This window comes from Bradyrhizobium sp. KB893862 SZCCT0404 (assembly GCF_018130885.1).
Taxonomy (GTDB): domain Bacteria; phylum Pseudomonadota; class Alphaproteobacteria; order Rhizobiales; family Xanthobacteraceae; genus Bradyrhizobium; species Bradyrhizobium stylosanthis.
The window spans coordinates 696,694-714,027 of the sequence record NZ_JAFCLT010000001.1; the positions used below are offsets into that span (position 1 = coordinate 696,694).

17 protein-coding genes are annotated in these 17,334 nt (G+C 65.1%); 6 read left to right on the plus strand and 11 right to left on the minus strand.

Annotation, left to right across the window (positions count from 1 at the left end):
- Window positions 1–109: 109 nt before the first annotated feature.
- Both JQ617_RS03485 and JQ617_RS03490 read right to left on the minus strand, forming a co-directional pair.
- Window positions 110–283 (minus strand): hypothetical protein, encoded by a 174-nt coding sequence (locus JQ617_RS03485; RefSeq protein WP_212024430.1) that lies wholly within the window; start codon window positions 281–283, stop codon window positions 110–112.
- 137 nt (window positions 284–420) lie between these two features.
- Window positions 421–705 (minus strand): hypothetical protein, encoded by a 285-nt coding sequence (locus JQ617_RS03490; RefSeq protein ID WP_212024432.1) that lies wholly within the window; start codon window positions 703–705, stop codon window positions 421–423.
- Window positions 706–1,015: 310 nt separating this feature from the next.
- On the opposite strand from JQ617_RS03490, the gene JQ617_RS03495 reads away from it, so the two are divergent.
- On the plus strand, window positions 1,016–1,477 hold the full coding sequence (locus JQ617_RS03495) for a host attachment protein (RefSeq protein WP_212024434.1): 462 nt from the start codon (window positions 1,016–1,018) through the stop codon (window positions 1,475–1,477).
- 30 nt (window positions 1,478–1,507) lie between these two features.
- On the opposite strand, the gene JQ617_RS03500 is transcribed toward JQ617_RS03495, so the two are convergent.
- Window positions 1,508–1,771 (minus strand): hypothetical protein, encoded by a 264-nt coding sequence (locus tag JQ617_RS03500; protein WP_063682829.1) that lies wholly within the window; start codon window positions 1,769–1,771, stop codon window positions 1,508–1,510.
- Between the two features lie 288 nt (window positions 1,772–2,059).
- On the opposite strand from JQ617_RS03500, the gene JQ617_RS03505 reads away from it, so the two are divergent.
- The 3 genes from JQ617_RS03505 to JQ617_RS03515 all read left to right on the plus strand — a co-directional run bounded on the left by JQ617_RS03505 (window position 2,060) and on the right by JQ617_RS03515 (window position 4,299).
- Complete coding sequence (locus JQ617_RS03505) at window positions 2,060–2,506, plus strand: hypothetical protein (RefSeq protein WP_063682830.1); 447 nt, start codon at window positions 2,060–2,062, stop codon at window positions 2,504–2,506.
- 93 nt (window positions 2,507–2,599) lie between these two features.
- Window positions 2,600–3,472, plus strand: coding sequence for a DMT family transporter (locus tag JQ617_RS03510; protein WP_212024436.1), 873 nt, complete (start codon window positions 2,600–2,602; stop codon window positions 3,470–3,472).
- 83 nt (window positions 3,473–3,555) lie between these two features.
- Window positions 3,556–4,299 carry a hypothetical protein gene (locus JQ617_RS03515; protein WP_212024438.1) on the plus strand — a complete coding sequence of 248 codons (744 nt, stop codon included), beginning with the start codon at window positions 3,556–3,558 and terminating at the stop codon, window positions 4,297–4,299.
- A 60-nt stretch (window positions 4,300–4,359) separates the two neighbouring features.
- On the opposite strand, the gene JQ617_RS03520 is transcribed toward JQ617_RS03515, so the two are convergent.
- Both JQ617_RS03520 and JQ617_RS03525 read right to left on the minus strand, forming a co-directional pair.
- Entirely contained in the window at window positions 4,360–4,650 is a 291-nt protein-coding gene (locus JQ617_RS03520; protein ID WP_212024440.1) for a histone, read from the minus strand.
- 67 nt (window positions 4,651–4,717) lie between these two features.
- Complete coding sequence (locus tag JQ617_RS03525) at window positions 4,718–6,109, minus strand: cryptochrome/photolyase family protein (protein WP_249156813.1); 1,392 nt, start codon at window positions 6,107–6,109, stop codon at window positions 4,718–4,720.
- A 169-nt stretch (window positions 6,110–6,278) separates the two neighbouring features.
- Here JQ617_RS03525 and JQ617_RS03530 point away from each other — a divergent pair, with 169 nt between their 5' ends.
- The gene (locus JQ617_RS03530; protein WP_212024442.1) at window positions 6,279–8,009 is read left to right on the plus strand and encodes a methyl-accepting chemotaxis protein; all 1,731 of its coding nucleotides are present in this window, start codon (window positions 6,279–6,281) and stop codon (window positions 8,007–8,009) included.
- A 143-nt stretch (window positions 8,010–8,152) separates the two neighbouring features.
- On the opposite strand, the gene JQ617_RS03535 is transcribed toward JQ617_RS03530, so the two are convergent.
- Window positions 8,153–8,812 carry a peroxiredoxin gene (locus JQ617_RS03535; protein WP_212024444.1) on the minus strand — a complete coding sequence of 220 codons (660 nt, stop codon included), beginning with the start codon at window positions 8,810–8,812 and terminating at the stop codon, window positions 8,153–8,155.
- A gap of 393 nt (window positions 8,813–9,205) precedes the next feature.
- On the opposite strand from JQ617_RS03535, the gene JQ617_RS03540 reads away from it, so the two are divergent.
- Entirely contained in the window at window positions 9,206–9,778 is a 573-nt protein-coding gene (locus JQ617_RS03540; protein WP_212024446.1) for a hypothetical protein, read from the plus strand.
- 49 nt (window positions 9,779–9,827) lie between these two features.
- On the opposite strand, the gene JQ617_RS03545 is transcribed toward JQ617_RS03540, so the two are convergent.
- From JQ617_RS03545 to JQ617_RS03565, 5 genes are all read right to left on the minus strand, one after another.
- On the minus strand, window positions 9,828–11,684 hold the full coding sequence (locus JQ617_RS03545; RefSeq protein WP_212024448.1) for an alkaline phosphatase family protein: 1,857 nt from the start codon (window positions 11,682–11,684) through the stop codon (window positions 9,828–9,830).
- Window positions 11,685–13,034: 1,350 nt separating this feature from the next.
- Window positions 13,035–13,352 (minus strand): response regulator transcription factor, encoded by a 318-nt coding sequence (locus tag JQ617_RS03550; protein WP_063682839.1) that lies wholly within the window; start codon window positions 13,350–13,352, stop codon window positions 13,035–13,037.
- Window positions 13,353–13,403: 51 nt separating this feature from the next.
- Window positions 13,404–14,627, minus strand: coding sequence for an ABC transporter permease (locus JQ617_RS03555; RefSeq protein WP_063682840.1), 1,224 nt, complete (start codon window positions 14,625–14,627; stop codon window positions 13,404–13,406).
- Entirely contained in the window at window positions 14,624–15,349 is a 726-nt protein-coding gene (locus tag JQ617_RS03560) for an ABC transporter ATP-binding protein (RefSeq protein WP_212024450.1), read from the minus strand. The genes JQ617_RS03555 and JQ617_RS03560 overlap by 4 nt, the downstream gene beginning before the upstream one ends.
- On the minus strand, window positions 15,346–16,776 hold the full coding sequence (locus JQ617_RS03565; protein ID WP_212024452.1) for an efflux RND transporter periplasmic adaptor subunit: 1,431 nt from the start codon (window positions 16,774–16,776) through the stop codon (window positions 15,346–15,348). The genes JQ617_RS03560 and JQ617_RS03565 overlap by 4 nt, the downstream gene beginning before the upstream one ends.
- Window positions 16,777–17,334: the final 558 nt, after the last annotated feature.

Sequence of the window (17,334 nt, forward strand, 5' to 3'; positions counted from 1 at the left end):
AACGTCAGTACATTGCCATCAATGGCTAAACATCCTGCTTCCGTAAACCGGATTCCGGGCCGTAGTATTGCGGACATCATGCCAAGTTGTCCGCCGGATTTTGTCCCCGTCAACGGTCCCGGCTCATCGCCTGGCCGGAGACGAGGTCGATGAAATGGAGGCGCGTGCAGGCGGGGCATGCGAAGGACTCGAAGCTCCGTCCTTCGGGTCGCAGCTGCTTTTCCAGATGCGTCTGCACGTTCATGCCCGTCTGGGGGCATCGGAAAACGATCAAATCGGCCATGGGTGCAGCATGACGTCGCGGCGGATTTCCACTTTGATCTAGATCAGTTTTGGAATGGCTCCAGCCCGGCGCTGCGCGCCCATGGTGAATTCGCGATCTCGCAAAAGCGAAGGGGCCCTGAGGGCCCCTTCAAAACGTTACCAGCGGCGGTAGCCGTAATAGCCATAGCGCGGGCCGTAGCCGCCGTAATAGCGCGGCGGTCCATAATAGCGGGGGCCGTAGTACGGCCGCGGGCCGTAATAACCATAATAGTTCGGACGCCAGAAACAGCGCCCCCAGGCGTCGCAGACCATACGGACCTGCTCGACGTCGGAGACCTGCGGGACCGCAGGTGCAGGCGCAATAGGCATGGCTGACGCCGCCGGCGATGCCAGGATGGCACCAAACAGGGACGCGGCGACGAGGCCAATCTTAAGCTTCATGATGTCTTCCTCCGCTTACGCAATACAGGATATCGAAGTTGTTCTGATCAAATTGTGGCGGAACCGAAATGTAATGCTGATGAACAAATCTTCAGCTACTTCGCCGTATGACTGATCCAGCCTGGCAATACTAGCTCAGCTTCGTGCCGCTGGCCATGCTGCGCGGGACACCGCCGCAATGCTTGATCCTGCGCAAGTCGCGCCCGCCGCTTCGTGCCTAGTCTTGCCGTCGTGGGCAGTACTTCGCGGAATGCGAAGCGCGGCCGGCGGTTCGCATCGGTCCCGGCCCACTGTTGTTTGGAGCTGTGCAATGGACAAGATGAGAATCGACAAGGGCGACTGGCTGGTGGTGTGCGACGGGCGCAAGGCGCTCATCCTGGAAAATCTCGGCGACGAGATGTTTCCGAACCTTCACACCAGGGAGGTGCACGAGCAGCCCAATCCCTCGACGAGCGCGCAAGGAAGCGATGCGCCCGGTCGGCTGCACGGCGTATCCGGCGGTGCGCGCAGCTCGGTCGAGCAGACCGACTGGCACGACGAGGCCGAGCGCGCCTTCCTGCGGAGCCTCGCCGGCCGGCTCGACGCCGCGGTCAGCTCGGGCGAGACCACGGCCTTGACCATGGTGGCCTCACCGCGCGCGCTCGGCATGATCCGCGCCGACTATTCGGACGGCGTGCGCAAGGCGCTCCGGGGCGAGGTCGGCAAGGACCTCGTCAAGCTGCCGGTCTATGAGATCGAAAAGCAGTTGCTGCGGTCGGGCGCCGCGAAATAAGGGCGCCCGCCGTGGACGCGCCGGTGTCCCTCAGTAGCAGGGGTGCCGGCGGCGGTCCTGGCCGACATAGGCAGCCGAGCTCCGGTAGCAATGGTTGGTCGACGGACCGTCATAATAGGCAAAGGTGCCGGCGGTGATCCCGGGGCCGTAATTGTGCAGATAGCTGATCGGGTAGGGCAACGGGCTGGTGTAATGGCGGTGGTACCGGTGATGGTGCCGGGCCTCGGCAAGGCTGGGGGCGAGGATTGCGGCCGACAGGGCAGCAACTGCGGCTACAAGCTTCAACTTGCTCATCTCGATTCTCCGGAACCTGCGCAAATAGCTCAGCTGTTATAGCCATTTCGGACCGCCGGGACACCCTTCCGGCGGGCGGAATCCGGGGCCAATCCCGCAGATTCCCGGCTGGGTGTGACAGAATTGCCGGAAGGGCCGTCCCGGACTGCCCATTTTTGGCCTTTTCGGGATGCTTAACGAATTCCCCACACAAGTATGACCAAGAAGAATTCGGCTAGATTCCTGCCGGTCGCCTGGGGTGCTCTTCGAGGCCGGCCCGTTCCTGCAAGGTTTTCACCGTCCTTCGCCATGCGCATCACGCTTCTGAGCCTGCTGTTGCTCTGCTTCGCCGCCACGACGCCGGCGCGGGCCGATTTGCACATCACCCGCGACCATGGCGGCTACGTCGAAGAGTACAAGGTCAAGTACAAGCGGGTCCGCGACAAGGGCGAGCGCGTCATCATCGACGGCATCTGCAACTCGGCCTGCACGCTGGTGCTCGGTATCGTGCCGATGAACAAGATCTGCGTGACGCCGAAGGCCAGCCTCGGCTTCCACCAGGCCTATTACGACAAGGCCTTCACCTTCGGCATCAAGGTCACCAGCGCGGAAGGGACGTCCGATCTGATGTCCTACTATCCCGACACGGTAAAGGACTGGATCCGTCGCAATGGCGGGCTCACCACCGACATGAAGAAGATCAAGAACGGTGTCGAGCTCTGGAAGATCATCGATCCCTGTCCGGAAGAATGGTGAGCGGCTGAGCTGAGCCGCTTCCATCGCAGCGCAGCATCGCCGGCGAGAAATTCGCATTGCCGCACGGGGCCCCTTGGGGCAATGAGGGCGGCAATGGACCAAAATCAAGAAGCCCTGACCGCCCGCGCCGCGCCGATCCTGTTCGTGCTGCTCTGGAGCACCGGGTTCATCGGCACCAAATACGTCATCAACAACGCCGACCCCTTGACCTATCTCGCCATCCGCATGGCGATCGTGGTCGGCCTGATGGCGATCATCGCGGGCATTGCGCGGCCGAAATGGCCTGACCGCGCCGGCATCGCCCACAGCGCGGTCGCCGGCATCCTCGTCCACGGCTTCTATCTCGGCGGTACCGCGATCGCGATCGCCCATTCGATCCCGGCCGGGCTCTCCGCGCTGATCCCGGGCCTGCAGCCGATCCTGACCTCGACCATCGCCAACCGCTGGCTCGGCGAGAAGGTGACGCCGGTGCAATGGGCCGGCCTCGTGCTGGGCCTCGGCGGCGTGGTGCTGATCCTGCACAACCGCCCGATGACCGGCGAAGCCGGGCTCGGCTGGCTCGCCTCGGTGGTCTCCCTGATCAGCATCACGCTCGGCACGCTCTATCAGCGCCGATACTGCAATCACATCGACTGGCGCGCCGGCAATCTGGTGCAGTACGTGGCCGTGACGATCTTCTTTGCGGTCGGCGCCTTCCTGTTCGAGGACCGGGTGGTGCACTGGACGCGGGAGTTCGTGTTCGCGCTGGCCTGGCTTGCGGTCGCGCTCTCGATCGGATCGATCGGGCTCTTGTACTGGCTGATCCGCCACGCCGCGGCGACATCGGTCGCGAGCCTGTTCTACCTCGTGCCCGCGGTGACCGCGCTGATGGCCTATCTGCTGTTCGGCGAGAAGCTCGATGCGCTGGCGATCGCCGGCATGGCGATGTGCGCGGCGGCGGTCTTCGTGGTCAACCGGCGGATCTAGGCGGTGGAATACATCCCTGACGTGCGGGACGGGCCCGTGTTAGGCTGGGCTGATTTCAGCTTCCCTTTCACACGGTGATTTCCATGAAGAAGGCGCGGCGCGCACTGCTTGGCCGGTCCCTGAGGCCGGTCCGGATTGCCTGCATCAATTACGCGGACGAGACGATCAGCGGCCGCATGATGAGCAAGCTCACCGCGGCGCTGCAGAAATGCTACGACAGGCACTTCCTCCCGGTGTGGGGCTATCCGGTCGACCTCTATGTCACCGAGAAGCCGAAGCCTTCGGACTGGCAGCTCGTCTATTTCGATGATGCCTCGCACAAGAACATGCTGGGGCGGCATGAGCTGACCCATCGCGGCCAGCCGATCTCGAAGATCTTCGTCAAGGCGTTGGGCGACGAGCCCGTCAGCGTGGCGGCCTCGCACGAGCTGTTCGAGATGGTGCTCGATCCCATGGCCAATCTCTGGGCCGACAAGAATCCGAACACGCAATATGCCTACGAGGTCTGCGACGCCGTTGAGGAGGATTCCTTCCGCGTCGACGGCTTCGAGATGTCGAACTTCGTCTACCCGTCCTGGTTCGAGCCGTTCAAGCACCCGCGCGGCACCAAGTTCGACCACAAGGGCACGCTGAAGGAGCCGTTCTCCATGACGGAGGGCGGCTATGTCATCAAGAAAGTCAACGGCAGGAAGGTGATCAGGGCGTTCGGCTCGCCGGCAAAGCGGCGGCGCTTCAATGCCGAGGACCGGCGCGGTCATCGCAGCGAGTTCCGCGATCCGCAAGGCGAGCATCATCCGGGACGGCGCGCCGCCAAAAGGCGGGGGTAGGGGTACTGCTGGAGCCGTCTCCGGGCGCGCTTGCGCCCGGAGACGTGCCGTCGCTTGCGATCAGCGCTTGGACTTCTTGGCCTTCTTTTTCTTCTTTGCGGCCTTCTTCGCGGATTTCTTCACCGCCTTCTTGGCGGACTTTTTCGCGGACTTCTTGGCCGCCTTCTTCGACGACTTCTTTGCAGCCTTCTTCGAAGACTTCTTTGCCTTCTTCGGCGCTACTTTCTTCGCGACCTTCTTGGCGGCTTTCCTGACCTTCTTGACCGCGGTGACCGCGGCGTCCTTGGTCGCTTCCACGGCGGTGGTGATCGTCTCCATCGCCTGTTCGGTGATCGGCTTCTCGTCGTCCATAACCTGTCCCCCAGTGTTGTATGGAGCGATGACGATAGCGCGTTTCAAAATTGTGTCAAAGCAAGGCTCAACCTTTGCGGATCTTCGCGTAGGCGGCGAGTGCGCGCTCGCGTCCCTTCGCATGATCGACGATCGGTTGCGGATAGGTCTTGCCGAGCGTGATGCCGGCGCTCGCAAGCTCGATCGGTGTTGCCTCCCACGGCTGGTGGATCAGCTTGGCCGGCAAGTCCTTCAGCTCCGGCACCCAGCGCGCGACATAGGTTCCGTCAGGATCGAACTTCTCGCCTTGCAGGATCGGATTGAACACGCGGAAATAGGGCGCAGCGTCCGCACCGCAGCCGGCGACCCACTGCCAGTTGGCGGGATTGCTGCCGGCGTCCGCATCGACCAGCGTGTCCCAGAACCAGCTCTCGCCGTCGCGCCAGTCGATCAGCAGGTGCTTGACCAGGAAGGACGCCACCACCATTCGCACCCGGTTGTGCATCACGCCGGTGTGCCAGAGCTCGCGCAGGCCGGCATCGACGATGGGATAGCCGGTACGGCCGCGCTGCCAGGCGGCGAGCGCCTTCTTGTCGCCCTTCCAGGGGAAGCCGTCGAAATTCGCCTGCAGGTTTTCGGTGGCAAGGTCCGGGTGATCGTGGAGCAGGTGGCGGCAGAACTCGCGCCAGCCGAGCTCGCTCAGGAATTTCTCGACGCCTTGGCCGAGTGCCGGATCCTCGGCCGCAGCGAACCGTGCGGCGTGCCAGACCTGACGCGGGCTGAGCTCGCCGAACCGCAAGTGCGGCGACAGGCCTGAGGTGCCCTCCCGGTCCGGGCGGTCGCGGTCGCCGACATAATTGCGGGCGGTGTGCTTGAGGAAGTCGCGCAGGCGCGCGCGGGCCGCGGTCTCGCCCGGCGTCCAGCTCTCGCGCAGTCCGCCGGCCCAGTCGGGCTTGCTCGGCTCCAGCTTCCAGCTCTCCAGACTGTCGCTCGCGAGCTTCGGACCCGGGCGCAGCTCCTTCGGTGCCGGCAGCGGTTTTGGCGGATCGCCGAGCGACAGCACGCGCCGCCAGAACGGGGTGAACACGCGCAGGCCGCGGCCTTCCTTGTTGCGGATCGCCGAGGGCGGGACGAGCAGGTCGCCGGGGAAGATCTGCGAGTCCACGCCGAGCTTTGCAAGCGCAGCTTCGAGCTGTCGCTCAACCGCCTGATGCGGCGCCTGTGCGATCCCATTCCAGTAAACGGCGCGGGCGCCGCTCTCGCGCGCCAGCTCGGCGATCACCCTGGCCGCTGGCCCCTTGCGCAGGATCAGCGACCCGCCGCGCGCGGCGATATCCGCAGCCAGCGCCCGCAGCGACTGCGCCAGCCACCAGCGCGCTGCGCCGCCGACGGATCGCCCGGCCGCGTCGTCGAGCACATAGAGGCAAACCACGGGCGCGCCGGCCTTGGCGGCGGCGTGGAGGGCGGGATGATCGGACAGGCGGAGATCATCGCGGAACCAGACGATGACGGGCGGCGCACTTGGCGTGGTCAGGAGGGGCCTCGTTTACGATTTGGAAACCATGGCGCCGGCGGCGCCGTGAACCGTCGTTAATGCGGCCGTAAGCCGATTGCATGAATATGCAGGGATTCCGAGGGCTTTTCCAATCATGTCCAAACGTGCAACGGCGAAGTTCCTGCCGCAATTCAAGCTGGGTACCAAGGCCGTCCTGTCCGCCGTGCTGCTGATCGCCGTGAACACGGCGCTGGTGGTGGGTGCCGGCTATTGGTCGCTGACCTCCGCCTTCAACGATCGCGCGCTACGCGACATCGATGTCAATCTGCGCACCCTGGCGCTGGCCTTTGCCGAGATCGTTCCCGAGGCCAAGATCACAATGCGGGACGGCGCGGTCGTGCGCGCCGAGATCCCGAAGATGCCCGAGTTCAAGGACCATGCGATCGTCGATCGCGCGGTGTCCTATGTCGGCGGCAATGCGACCCTGTTCGTGCTCGACGACGCGAGCGGGCAGTTCGTGCGCCGCTCGACCAATGTGAAAAAGGAAAATGGCGACCGCGCCGTCGGCACCCAGCTTGCGGCCGATCATCCGGCGCAGGCCGGCTTGCGCCGTGGCGAGGCCTATAGGGGCCCGGCCGTCCTGTTCGGCAAGTCGTTCATGACCGCTTATTTCCCGGTCGTGGACGCGGCCGGCAAGGTCGCCGGCATCCTCTATGTCGGCATCCCCATGGCCCAGTTCGAGAGCATGCTGGCTCAGGCGATCTCGAGCATGGCCGCCGCCGCCGGACTTGCCGCGATGCTGGTCCTGGTCCTCACATTGCTGATCGTCCGCCGTGTCACCAAGCCGCTCAGCTCGGTCACGCACTCGCTGACGGCGCTCGCCAACGGCCAGAGCGACGTCGAGATCGATTGCGAGGATCGCGCCGACGAGATCGGCGAGATCGCCCGCACGGTTGCCGTGTTCAGGAGCAATTCGCTGGAGCGGGCGCGCCTGCGCAGCGAGCAGACGGCGGCCACGGCCGCCGCGGCCGAGCAGCGCAAGGCGGAGCTGCGTAACTTCGTCGAACAGTTCCGCGGCAGCGTCGGCGGCATCCTCGACAAGGTGCTGAACTCCTCCGGCGAGTTCGAACGGGCGGCGCGGCAACTTACCGACACCGCGCGCTCCACCGCCGACCTGTCGGCGCGATCGGCCGGCGCCTCCGAGGACGCCTCCGAGCATGTCCGCTCGGCGGCCGCGGCCTCCGACGAACTGTCCCAGTCGATCTCCGAGATCACCCGCCGGGTGCAGGAATCGAACCAGATCTCCGCCGAGGCCGTGCGGCAGGCCGAGGCCACCGACCAGCGCATCGCGCAGCTGTCCGAGGCAGGCTCGCGCATCGGCGATGTCGTCAAGCTGATCACCTCGATCGCCGAGCAGACCAATTTGCTGGCGCTGAACGCCACCATCGAGGCCGCGCGCGCCGGCGATGCCGGACGCGGGTTTGCCGTGGTGGCTCAGGAGGTCAAGACGCTGGCCGGCCAGACCGCGAAGGCAACGGAAGAGATATCGAACCAGATCGCGAGCATGCAGCTTGCGACCGAGGAGTCGGTGGCCGCCGTCAAGGGGATCGGCCAGACCATCGAGCGCATCAGCAGCATCGCGGGCTCGATCTCGGCTGCGGTCGAGCTGCAGCGCAGCGCCACCCACAACATCGCGGCCAGCGTTCGCGCCGCGGCCTCAGGCACGGCCGATGTCGCGGTCAATGTCCGTCACGCCGCCCAGGGCGCGAGCGAGACGGGCGAGACGTCGAGCCGTATGTTCGCCTCCGCCCAGACGCTGTCGGGCGAGAGCCTGCATCTGAAGGCCGAGGTCGACGGCTTCCTGGACCGCGTGCACGCGGCGTAGTTTCGCTTCGTCATTCCGGGGCGGTCCGCAGCACCGAACTCCGGTGCGCAATTGCGCACCGGAGAATCTCGAGATCCCGGGTTCGATGCTTGCGCATCGCCCCGGGATGACTTTTTGCGGCCGCTATCCGCGACCGCCAAAAGTCACTTCGGCTGCGGCACGATGCGGATGTACGGCTTCGGCTCTTTCCAGCCCTGCGGATAGATCGTCTTGGCCTCGTCGTTGGAGACCGAGCCGGCGATGATCACGTCTTGCCCTTGCGTCCAGTCGGCCGGGGTGGCGACGCGATGCTTGGCGGTGAGCTGGAGCGAGTCGACGACGCGCAGGATCTCCTGGAAGTTCCGGCCCGTGGTCATCGGGTAGACCAGCACCAGCTTGATCTTCTTGTCCGGCCCGATGATGAAGACGTTGCGGACGGTCTGGTTGTCGGCGGGAGTGCGGGTGAGGGGATCGCCCGAGGTCGAGGCCGGGAGCATCTCGTACAGCTTCGAGACGTTGAAATCGGTGTCGCCGATCATCGGGTAGTTCGGAGCCGCGCCTTGCGTCTCCTTGATGTCCTCCGACCATTTGGCGTGGCGGTCGACCGGATCGACCGAGAGGCCCATCAGCTTGACGCCGCGCTTGTCGAATTCCGGCTTCAGCTTGGCGAGCGCGCCGAGCTCGGTCGTGCAGACCGGGGTGAAGTCCTTGGGGTGGGAGAACAGGAGGGCCCAGCTATTGCCGATCCAATCGTGGAACTTGATCTTCCCTTCGGTGGTCTCGGCTTCGAAGTCGGGGGCGGTGGTGCCGATCGGGAGTGTCATGGTTCTACCTCATCACATTGAATTTGCTTGTGAATCTATTGCTGGCCGTCGCCTTGAGTATAGGCACTTGGCGAGGCCAAGTGAACGCTGACTGAACCGCTTCAAGTAAAATGTGAATTTCTTCTCTGAACGACCGAACTCCTAGCACTTTTCTGTTACAGGGGCGCGTGCGGCGAAACATCTCCTCCGGGGCTTCACGGTCTCGATTGCCCCGATAAAGCCTTTTATGACCCGCATCACGCTCGCCCGACGCTCTCCGGAACCGAAATGGTCCTCGTAGCGACTAATCGGCAACCATTGAGAAAAGTCGCGATCCCCGTACCGAATCATTAACCACCCCTTTACGGCCCGCATGGAAATGCTGGTCGCTCAGAAGAAATCTGGAAGTGAACTATGTCTGCCGCTGCGCCTAAATCCGTCGAGTCGCCGTCCCTCGAACCGTCCTGCCGCGATACCGCGGCTCATGCCCTCTCCATCGTGCGCGACGGCGTAATCACGGGCGAAGGCCCGACCACCAAGGGCCGGGTCCACTTTTCCCGCTCGCTCGATGCCGATGACACCGCCTGGTGCGCGCGCATCCTGACTGCGACCGCCGTCAACGACCAGCCTATCAGCCGGACCGAGGCCGAGATCCTGTTCGAGATCAACGAAGCCGCGACCGAGCGCACCGACGCCGGCCGGTTCGACGACCTGCTCGCCAAGGCCGTTGCCCATTATGCCGCAAGCGCCTCGGGCCTGAAGGTGCCGCCGCGCAGCGTCGCGCTGTCGGCCGAGACCGACATCGAGAGCTGGGCGCCGTCCTATGCCTCCAAGGTCAACAGCGAAATGCTGGAATGGATCGCCGGCCAGATGCGCGGCAAGCGCCAGAACAACCGCCGCCTGATGGCGATGGTGGCGACGTTCCTCGGCGCCACCGCGCTGCCCCTGGCGGGCCAATTGCCGAACGTGTTCGACATCGGCATGTAACGAGACGAGATTGTCGCGCCCCTTGCGGGGCGCGAGCGAAGCGGCGGGGTTATTTCCCCGCCGTTTTTTGTTTGCCGGCGTCCGGCTCGAGGCCCAGCGTGCGGCCGGGGAAGCCGGCGGCGTCGAAATAGCGCTGGCTGCCGACGCGCTGGACGTTGAGCACGGTCTCCAGACCGTTCTCGGACTTCTTCTTCGAGCGCTCCACGGCCTTGAATGCCTTCGGCACGATGCCGTTGGGCAGCGCCTCCGACATCACCCGGCCGACTAGGCCGCCATTCTGCGAGGCACGCAGGCCCAACAGCTGCGCCGCGGTCATGCCGACGTCGGCATTGCTGACCGGCAGCTCGTCGACGTAGCCGGCTTTGAAGTCCGGACCGATGGCGGCCATGAAGTTCATGGTGTCGCCGCGGCTGAAGCTGCCATGCATGCCCTGGCCCTGGCGCAGCACGGTGTCGGCGACCTGCACCGAGCAGTTGGTCGGCGCCTCGCCGCAATCGCTGGCATAGGAGCGGAAGTTGACGACGATCGACGGCGTCGGGGTCGCCGACTTGCCGCGCAGGTTGACGCTCGACAGCGGCAGGGTGCCGGGGAAGCGGCCGAGCGAGTCCTCGACGAACAGGCCGGAGACGTAGTCCTGCTCGAGCAGCGCCTTGATGGTCCTGGCTGCCAGCTTCTTGTCCTTGTTGGGCAGGTAGATCAGGTCGGAGCCGCCATTGGTGGCGACGACGAGGTCGGGCTTCTCCGGGTCCTTGCCGAGCACGCCGTTGCCGGCCTTGGGATGCTTGTTGCCTTCGATCTTCGCGTTCTTGTCGTTGGGATCGAACAGCGGCAGGTCGAGCGCCTTGGCGAGGTCGAGCGCCAGGAAGCCCATCGGCAGGAAGTCCTTCGGCGTGTCGTCATAGCTGACCTTGGCCGAGGGGCTGGTCTTGCTTTCCTTGGAGATGGTCGAGAAGCCGTGGTCGGCCTGCACCATGATGTTGGTCGTTGCGGCAAGGCCGAGCTCGTCGAGCGCCTTGCGGAGCTGGGCGAGGTTGTCGTCGGCATTCTTGATGCCGGCCATCGAGGTCGGCCCGTTGATGCCGGGCAGGATCTGGTTGAGGCTGTCGCCGGTATTGTGCTGGCTGCCGTCGGGGTCGCGCGACCAGAATACCAGCACGAACGGCTTGTTGCGCGCCTTGAACATCGGCAGCACCACCTTGGCGGCGACGTCGGCGAAATAGGCCTGCTGCGCGACGTTGGCGACCGTGGTGCCGGGCGTCTTGGCATCGCCCGCCTTGCTGTTGTCACCGCGCGGCGGGGTGGCGAGGGGCAGGCCGGCCTTGGTGAGTGCCGCCTTCACCTCGTCCGACAGCGCCACGCCGTTCTTGCCGCCGGTGGAGTCGTCGAACACGATCGAATGCTGCCCGGGCTTCTCGGGCTTGTCGGTGTGGTCGAACTGGTAGGTCGGACCGACCTTGCCGAGCGCCGCGGTGCTGTAGCCCTTGTCGCGGGCCATCTTCAGAATGGTCTCCTCGTTGAGATAGTCGCCCTTGAAATGTTCGTCGATGTCGCCGAGCACGGCGTCGTTCTCGATGAAGGGGACCACGGTGTCGCCCGCGGGGACGGAGGTGTAGTTGGTCCAGATCGTGTTGGAGAACACGCCGGTGTCGCCGAGATAATGGCCGGTCGACATCGCCGAGCCGTTGGCCATGGTGAAGGTCGGGAAGAGCGAATGCGAGTTCTTGAAGTTGACGCCCTTGTCGCGAACCTCGGCCATCGCCGGGGCCGTTTGAGGGGTGACTTTCAGCGCGCGCAGGCCGTCCGGAATGAACAGGATCAGGTTACGGGGGGTATTGTTCTGGGCGGACGCAAGTCCGGTGGACAGCACTGTCAGTCCGGCGGACAGCAACAGCAGTGAGCGACGCATGGAAGTCTCCTGGCGGTGAGCGGCATGGCCGCCGACCGCGGCCCCCGGCATTCGTTTAGTTTTGCTGTATGACAGTTTTGTTACAAGGCTTATTGCGGAGGCAAGAGGGCTGGGGAGGGGGCGATCCACTCTCGTGTCCCGGACGCGGTGCGGCACGTAGTGCCGCTCCGCAGAGCCGGGACCCAGTAGGCGGCGCAACTCGCTGTGACATGGGCCCCGGCTCTGCAGCGCACCGTCGAAGAGACGCTGCGCTGCGTCCGGGGCACGAGACCGAAGTTTGGCGCGCAACTGCCTCAACATCGTCATTGCGAGCGTAGCGACTTGTCCGCCGGAGCCTTGGCGAAGGCGGAAGCAATCCAGAATCTCTCCGCGGAGGCAGTCTGGATTGCTTCGTCGCAAGGGCTCCTCGCAATGACGGAGTGCGGAGTACTGCGCGGCTCTTTCAATTCGCATCCTCATTGCAGAGCTCGTAGGATGGGTAGAGCGCAGCGAAACCCATCGACGTTTTCCACTCGCGGACGCATGATGGGTTTCGCTGCGCTCTACCCATCCTACGCCCCTCGCACGCACGCCTTCGCATCCTCGCGGCTGATCTCGCCCGAGCTTTGCTTCCGTCGCCTCACCCCCAATGAAAGAGGGCGTAGCTCGTAGGATGGGTAGAGCGCAGCGAAACCCATCGACCGTTCCCGCTCGCAGCATGATGGGTTTCGCAAGTGCTCTACCCATCCTACACCCCTGCAGACACGCCTTTGCTCTCTCGCGGCTGGTTTCGCCCGAGCTTTGCTTCGATGCTTCACCCCCCAATGAAAGAGGGCGCAGGGAAGGCCGGGTGCCGGCCGGGCACCCACGGTCCACTGTGCGGAAGGTGGCAACAAGAATTTGCACAGCGGCATACAGGTGAAGCCAAACATCCGGCCTTCCCTGCGCAGTGGTCTTACGGCTTATGTCGTGCTCTCCCCGGGGAGCGATGCACTATTGCCCCCGTCGTCCCGCGAGATGGCTGATGCACGTGCCCGGTTGGGCCGCAACATCACCGCTGGGACTTGACGCACAGACCCCGGGCGTCAGGACCACACGATTTTGCCGTACGCTGATGACACCGGTCGTATGCGCGTGGTCCTTGCTCACGGTCTCCCGCCCTGCAAGGCCGTTCGCGCCAACGCCATCCGCGTCCACCGCCGCCCGGCCCGCGTTCGTGACGATCGCGATGCGCCCCTCTTCCTTGGGCCAGGGTGAGAAATGACTAACAAAAATCAGAATTCGAATAAAGCGAATTATTTCGATGCGCGTCGATTGACCCGGGCCTGGGTGTTTTGCCCGGAGCCCCGCACAAGGTGTTGTGGCCGCTCGTCACTCCGGCGCGGTCGGCGCCCGCGTCGTCTGCGCCAGCGGCGGAGCCGGCTTGACCGTTGCGGGGCCGGCCCCTGACTTGGCGAGGTCGCGCCGCAGCGAAAGCGGGACCGTCTTGAGCGCATAGATGATCGCGATCTGGGTCCGGTTCTGCAGGCGGTATTTGCGCATGATGTTGCCGATATGCGCCCGCACCGTGTTCTCGGAGATCTTGAGCTCGTAGGCGATGTTCTTGTTCTGCAGCCCTCGCGCGATCAGCATCATCAGCTCACGCTCGCGCGGTGTCGGTGTGATCGAATCCTTCGAATCCGCACTCATGGCTGGCACCTCCCTGGTCTTCGCGTTGATAAGGCCGCCCCCGGCATCGTCTTACTCCGTCTTCAGCGCCTCGATCGGGCTGAGCCTGGATGCCTTGTGGGCGGGATAGAACCCGAAGATGAGACCGGTCACGATCGAGAAGGCGAGGGCAAGGCCGATCGCCTCGCTGTCGATCGAAGTGACCCATCCGGCCATGCGCGCGACCGTCATCGAGAGGGTGATGCCGCCGGCAACGCCGATGGCACCGCCGAGCAGGCAGAGCACGAGGGCCTCGCAGAGAAACTGCAGGCGGATATCCCGCATCCGCCCGCCGAGCGCGCGGCGGATTCCGATCTCCCGCGTGCGCTCGGTGACCGACACGATCATCACGTTCATGATGCTGATGCCGCCGACGAGCAGCGACACCGAGGCGATGGCGACGAGCAGGAGCGCCACGGTGCGGATCGCGCCTTGCTGCGCTTCCATGGCGGCGGCCGGATCCTGGACCTTGAAGTCGTCCTCCTGGCCGGCAGGGATGCGATGGCGCTGCCGCAGCAGGCCCTCGATCTCCGCTCGCGCGCCGGCCATCTGACCGTCCGCGGCCACCTTGGCGATGATGTAGGCCACTGAATCCCGGTTGATGTTGCTGGCGCTGCCGAGGAAGCGCAGCTTGGCGGTCGAGAGCGGCACGAAGGCGACGTCGTCCTGCGCCGGGCCCTTGCGATCGAGCACGCCGACGACTTCGAGCGGCACCTTCATGATCCTGATCTGCGCGCCGATCGGATCGTCGCCCGGCGCGAACAGCTCGCGCGCGACGGTGCTGCCGAGGATGACGACCTTGCCGGCGCCGGACTCTTCCGCCCCGGAAAAATAACGTCCGGAGGCGAGCTGCCAGTCGCGCACCATGAAATGGCCGGTGGTCGTGCCGTTGATCGTCGTGTTCCAGTTCTTGCCCTCGTGGATGACCTGCGCCGTCCCGGCCAGCGAGCCGGCGGCGGCCTGGATCTCCGGGATCTGCTCGAGGATGGCCTGCACGTCGCCCTCGGTCATCGTCAGCTTGCTGCCGTCCTTGAGGCGCACGCCGCCCTGATAGACCGCGCCCGGGGTGATCATCAGGACGTTGGCGCCGATCGAGCGGATCTGTTCCTGCAGGCGAAGCTGCGCGCCGGAGCCGATCGCGAACACGGTCACGATGGAGGCGACACCGATCACGATGCCGAGCATGGTGAGGAAGCTGCGCAGCGGATTGAGGCGCAGGGCGTGCAGGGCGATCTGAAACCCCTGGAGCATCGTCATGACGCAGCGCTCCGTCTCGGCACCAGCTCGGCGACCCGCTCGTCGCTGACCAGCTCGCCGTCATGCAGGCGGATGGTGCGCCGGCACTGCGTCGCGATGCTGGGATCGTGCGTGATCATCACGATGGTCTGGCCGGTGCGGTTGAGGGCCGCGAACAGGGCCAGGATCTCGGCGCCGGTGCGGCTGTCGAGCGCGCCGGTCGGCTCGTCCGCGAGCACGATCAGCGGGGAGGCGATCAGCGCTCGCGCGATCGCGACGCGCTGCTGCTCGCCGCCCGAGAGCTGGCGCGGAAAGTGATGGGCCCGGTGCAGCATGCCGACGGACTGAAGGCACGCTTCGGCCCGCGCCAGGCGCGCCTTGCGGCCGACGCCGCAATAGACCAGCGGCAGCGCGACGTTCTCGATCGCGTTGTGGCGTGCCAGCAGATTGTAGGACTGGAACACGAAGCCGATGCTGCGGGCGCGCAGCGACGAGCGGCGGTCTTCCGTGAGCCCGGCGACATCGGCGCCCTCGAGATGGACCGCGCCCTCGCTCGGCAGGTCGAGCAGCCCGATCATGTTCATCAAGGTCGACTTGCCCGAGCCCGAGGGCCCCATCACGGCGACGATCTCGCCCTGCGCGATGTCGAAGCTGACGTTGCGGACCGCGGTCACTGCTATTCCGTCGGTGCGATAGGTCCTGGATACGGAGCGGAGACTGATGAGGGGCGACTGGTCGGTCATGATCCGAACCTGATTCCGAGGAACTCCATGCCCGCCGGCCGGATGGCCTGGCCGACGGCGACCTGGCTGCCTTCGACCAGGTCTCCGCTCTTGAGCGCGACCTGCTCGGTGCCGGCCGCACCGACCGTCACCGCGATGCGCTGGAGCGCGCCGCTGGCGGTCCGCACCCACACGCCGCTGCGTGCGCCGGCCGGCTCCGGCCGCGCGCCGGACGGCTGGAACCGGAGTGCGGCGAGCGGCACCTTCAGCACGTCGTCCTGCCGCTCGATCACGATCTTCACCAGCGCGGTCATGCCGGGCAGCAGCGCGCCGTCGATGTTGGAGGTCGACAGCACCACGGTGTAGGTAACGACGTGCTGCTGGTTCTGCGGAGCCTTGCGCACCTGCCGCACCACGGCCTCGAAGCGGCGGTCGGGATAGGCGTCCACCGTGAAATGGGCGCGCTGGCCGGGAGCGATGCGCCCGATATCGGCTTCATCGACCTGCGCGTGGATCTCCATGTCTTCGAGGCGGTGCGCGACCACGAAAGTGGTGCGCGATTCCAGGCCGACGGCGAGCGTCTGGCCCTCGTTGACGAACCTGCCGACCACGACGCCGTCGATCGGAGAGCGGATCACGGTGCGGTCGAGATCGGCCTGGGCGGCGGCGAGAACGGCCGCCTTCTCCGGTACCGCCATGCGGGCCTGCTGCAACTCGGCCTCGATGCGGCGGACGTCGGCCTGCGCGCCATCGACGGAGTAGGCGTTGAGGGACATCAGGACCTCCGCCTCGCGCTCCTGGGCGAGCCGCGCGGTGAACTCGGTCTGGGCGTCGTCGACCGTCGTCGTCGCGACCACGTTCTGCGACTGCAGCGCCAGCTTGCGCTGCAGGGTCTTCTGCGCCGAGGACTTGACCGCCTGGGCGCTCTCGAGCTTGGCGGCGAGCACGTCGCGGCTGCCCTTGGCGTTCTGCAGATCGATCCTGGCGCGGTCGAGCTTGGCGCGCGCGATGTCGACGATGGAATTGGCGACCGCGAGCGATGCCCTGGCCTCGTCGACCTTGGCTGCGAAGCTGCGCGGATCGATCAAAGCGAGCGGCTGATCCTTCGCTACCGTGTCGTTGAAATCGACATAGACCCGGGCGAGCTGCCCGGAGAGCTGAGACCCCACTTCGATCGTCTTGACCGGCTGCAGGGCGCCGGTGACGGTAACGGTCTGCTCGATGCTGCCGCGCTGGATCGCGGCATAGCGGAACACGGGGGCATCCGACCCGAAGGTCGGTGCGTCGCTGCGGCCGGGCACGAGCAGCTGCTTGGTCTGGTCGTAGGCGTGAGCCGCCTTGTCTGCCGCGCTCCCGGCAGCGCCGGTGATGACGGCTGGCCCCGCGGCATAAATGGCGGCGAGACCGCATGCAGTTCCGAGCAAGGCAATCGCTGGCACAAATCGCATATCAAAACCCGCCTCGTTGAAATGTTCGTTGGCGGAGGGAAAAAGTGGCAACTCGCTATGGTTGTAAATCATCTAGAAGTAGTATCGATCGTCAGTATGTCGCGCTCGCGGGGCCGACGGTCGGGTGCGCATCATCATCCAGTAGTAAAAGTCGGCGGCTGCGACCTTTCGTGATTTGCCGGGAATGCATACTCGTCGTATCGATACGCTGCGCGCGGTATCGATACTCGATAAGCTGACTGAACGCCTCGTATGATCCGGCTGTTGCGGCCGGGGCCGGCGTTCAAGCCGGCATGTGGGTTGCAATGCCATGACGCAGTTGGCGATGCTGCGGCCAAGATACCGGACTGTCGCATTCGCGATAGCGCGCTTCGCCATGATGCCGCCTGTGGCGCGTCGAAATCCCCGCCATCACGAAGCCCAATGTGTGAACGCCTTCACTCGCCTCGGGCGAGCATTGGCCCTAAGACGTCGAACCGGCGGACGGACGCCGATCGTTCGATTCCCGCGAATTGATCCAAGCACCTTGTCTTCGCTTGCAAGAAGAATGGACGGCGT

What these genes read in the sequence shown, in the direction of transcription:
- JQ617_RS03485 (WP_212024430.1), bottom strand. Translation starts at nt 283, where the DNA reads ATGGCCGATTTGATCGTTTTCCGATGCCCCCAGACGGGCATGAACGTG.
- JQ617_RS03490 (WP_212024432.1), bottom strand. Translation starts at nt 705, where the DNA reads ATGAAGCTTAAGATTGGCCTCGTCGCCGCGTCCCTGTTTGGTGCCATC.
- JQ617_RS03495 (WP_212024434.1), top strand. Translation starts at nt 1,016, where the DNA reads ATGGACAAGATGAGAATCGACAAGGGCGACTGGCTGGTGGTGTGCGAC.
- JQ617_RS03500 (WP_063682829.1), bottom strand. Translation starts at nt 1,771, where the DNA reads ATGAGCAAGTTGAAGCTTGTAGCCGCAGTTGCTGCCCTGTCGGCCGCA.
- JQ617_RS03505 (WP_063682830.1), top strand. Translation starts at nt 2,060, where the DNA reads ATGCGCATCACGCTTCTGAGCCTGCTGTTGCTCTGCTTCGCCGCCACG.
- JQ617_RS03510 (WP_212024436.1), top strand. Translation starts at nt 2,600, where the DNA reads ATGGACCAAAATCAAGAAGCCCTGACCGCCCGCGCCGCGCCGATCCTG.
- JQ617_RS03515 (WP_212024438.1), top strand. Translation starts at nt 3,556, where the DNA reads ATGAAGAAGGCGCGGCGCGCACTGCTTGGCCGGTCCCTGAGGCCGGTC.
- JQ617_RS03520 (WP_212024440.1), bottom strand. Translation starts at nt 4,650, where the DNA reads ATGGACGACGAGAAGCCGATCACCGAACAGGCGATGGAGACGATCACC.
- JQ617_RS03530 (WP_212024442.1), top strand. Translation starts at nt 6,279, where the DNA reads ATGTCCAAACGTGCAACGGCGAAGTTCCTGCCGCAATTCAAGCTGGGT.
- JQ617_RS03535 (WP_212024444.1), bottom strand. Translation starts at nt 8,812, where the DNA reads ATGACACTCCCGATCGGCACCACCGCCCCCGACTTCGAAGCCGAGACC.
- JQ617_RS03540 (WP_212024446.1), top strand. Translation starts at nt 9,206, where the DNA reads ATGTCTGCCGCTGCGCCTAAATCCGTCGAGTCGCCGTCCCTCGAACCG.
- JQ617_RS03545 (WP_212024448.1), bottom strand. Translation starts at nt 11,684, where the DNA reads ATGCGTCGCTCACTGCTGTTGCTGTCCGCCGGACTGACAGTGCTGTCC.
- JQ617_RS03550 (WP_063682839.1), bottom strand. Translation starts at nt 13,352, where the DNA reads ATGAGTGCGGATTCGAAGGATTCGATCACACCGACACCGCGCGAGCGT.
- JQ617_RS03555 (WP_063682840.1), bottom strand. Translation starts at nt 14,627, where the DNA reads ATGACGATGCTCCAGGGGTTTCAGATCGCCCTGCACGCCCTGCGCCTC.
- JQ617_RS03560 (WP_212024450.1), bottom strand. Translation starts at nt 15,349, where the DNA reads ATGACCGACCAGTCGCCCCTCATCAGTCTCCGCTCCGTATCCAGGACC.
- JQ617_RS03565 (WP_212024452.1), bottom strand. Translation starts at nt 16,776, where the DNA reads ATGCGATTTGTGCCAGCGATTGCCTTGCTCGGAACTGCATGCGGTCTC.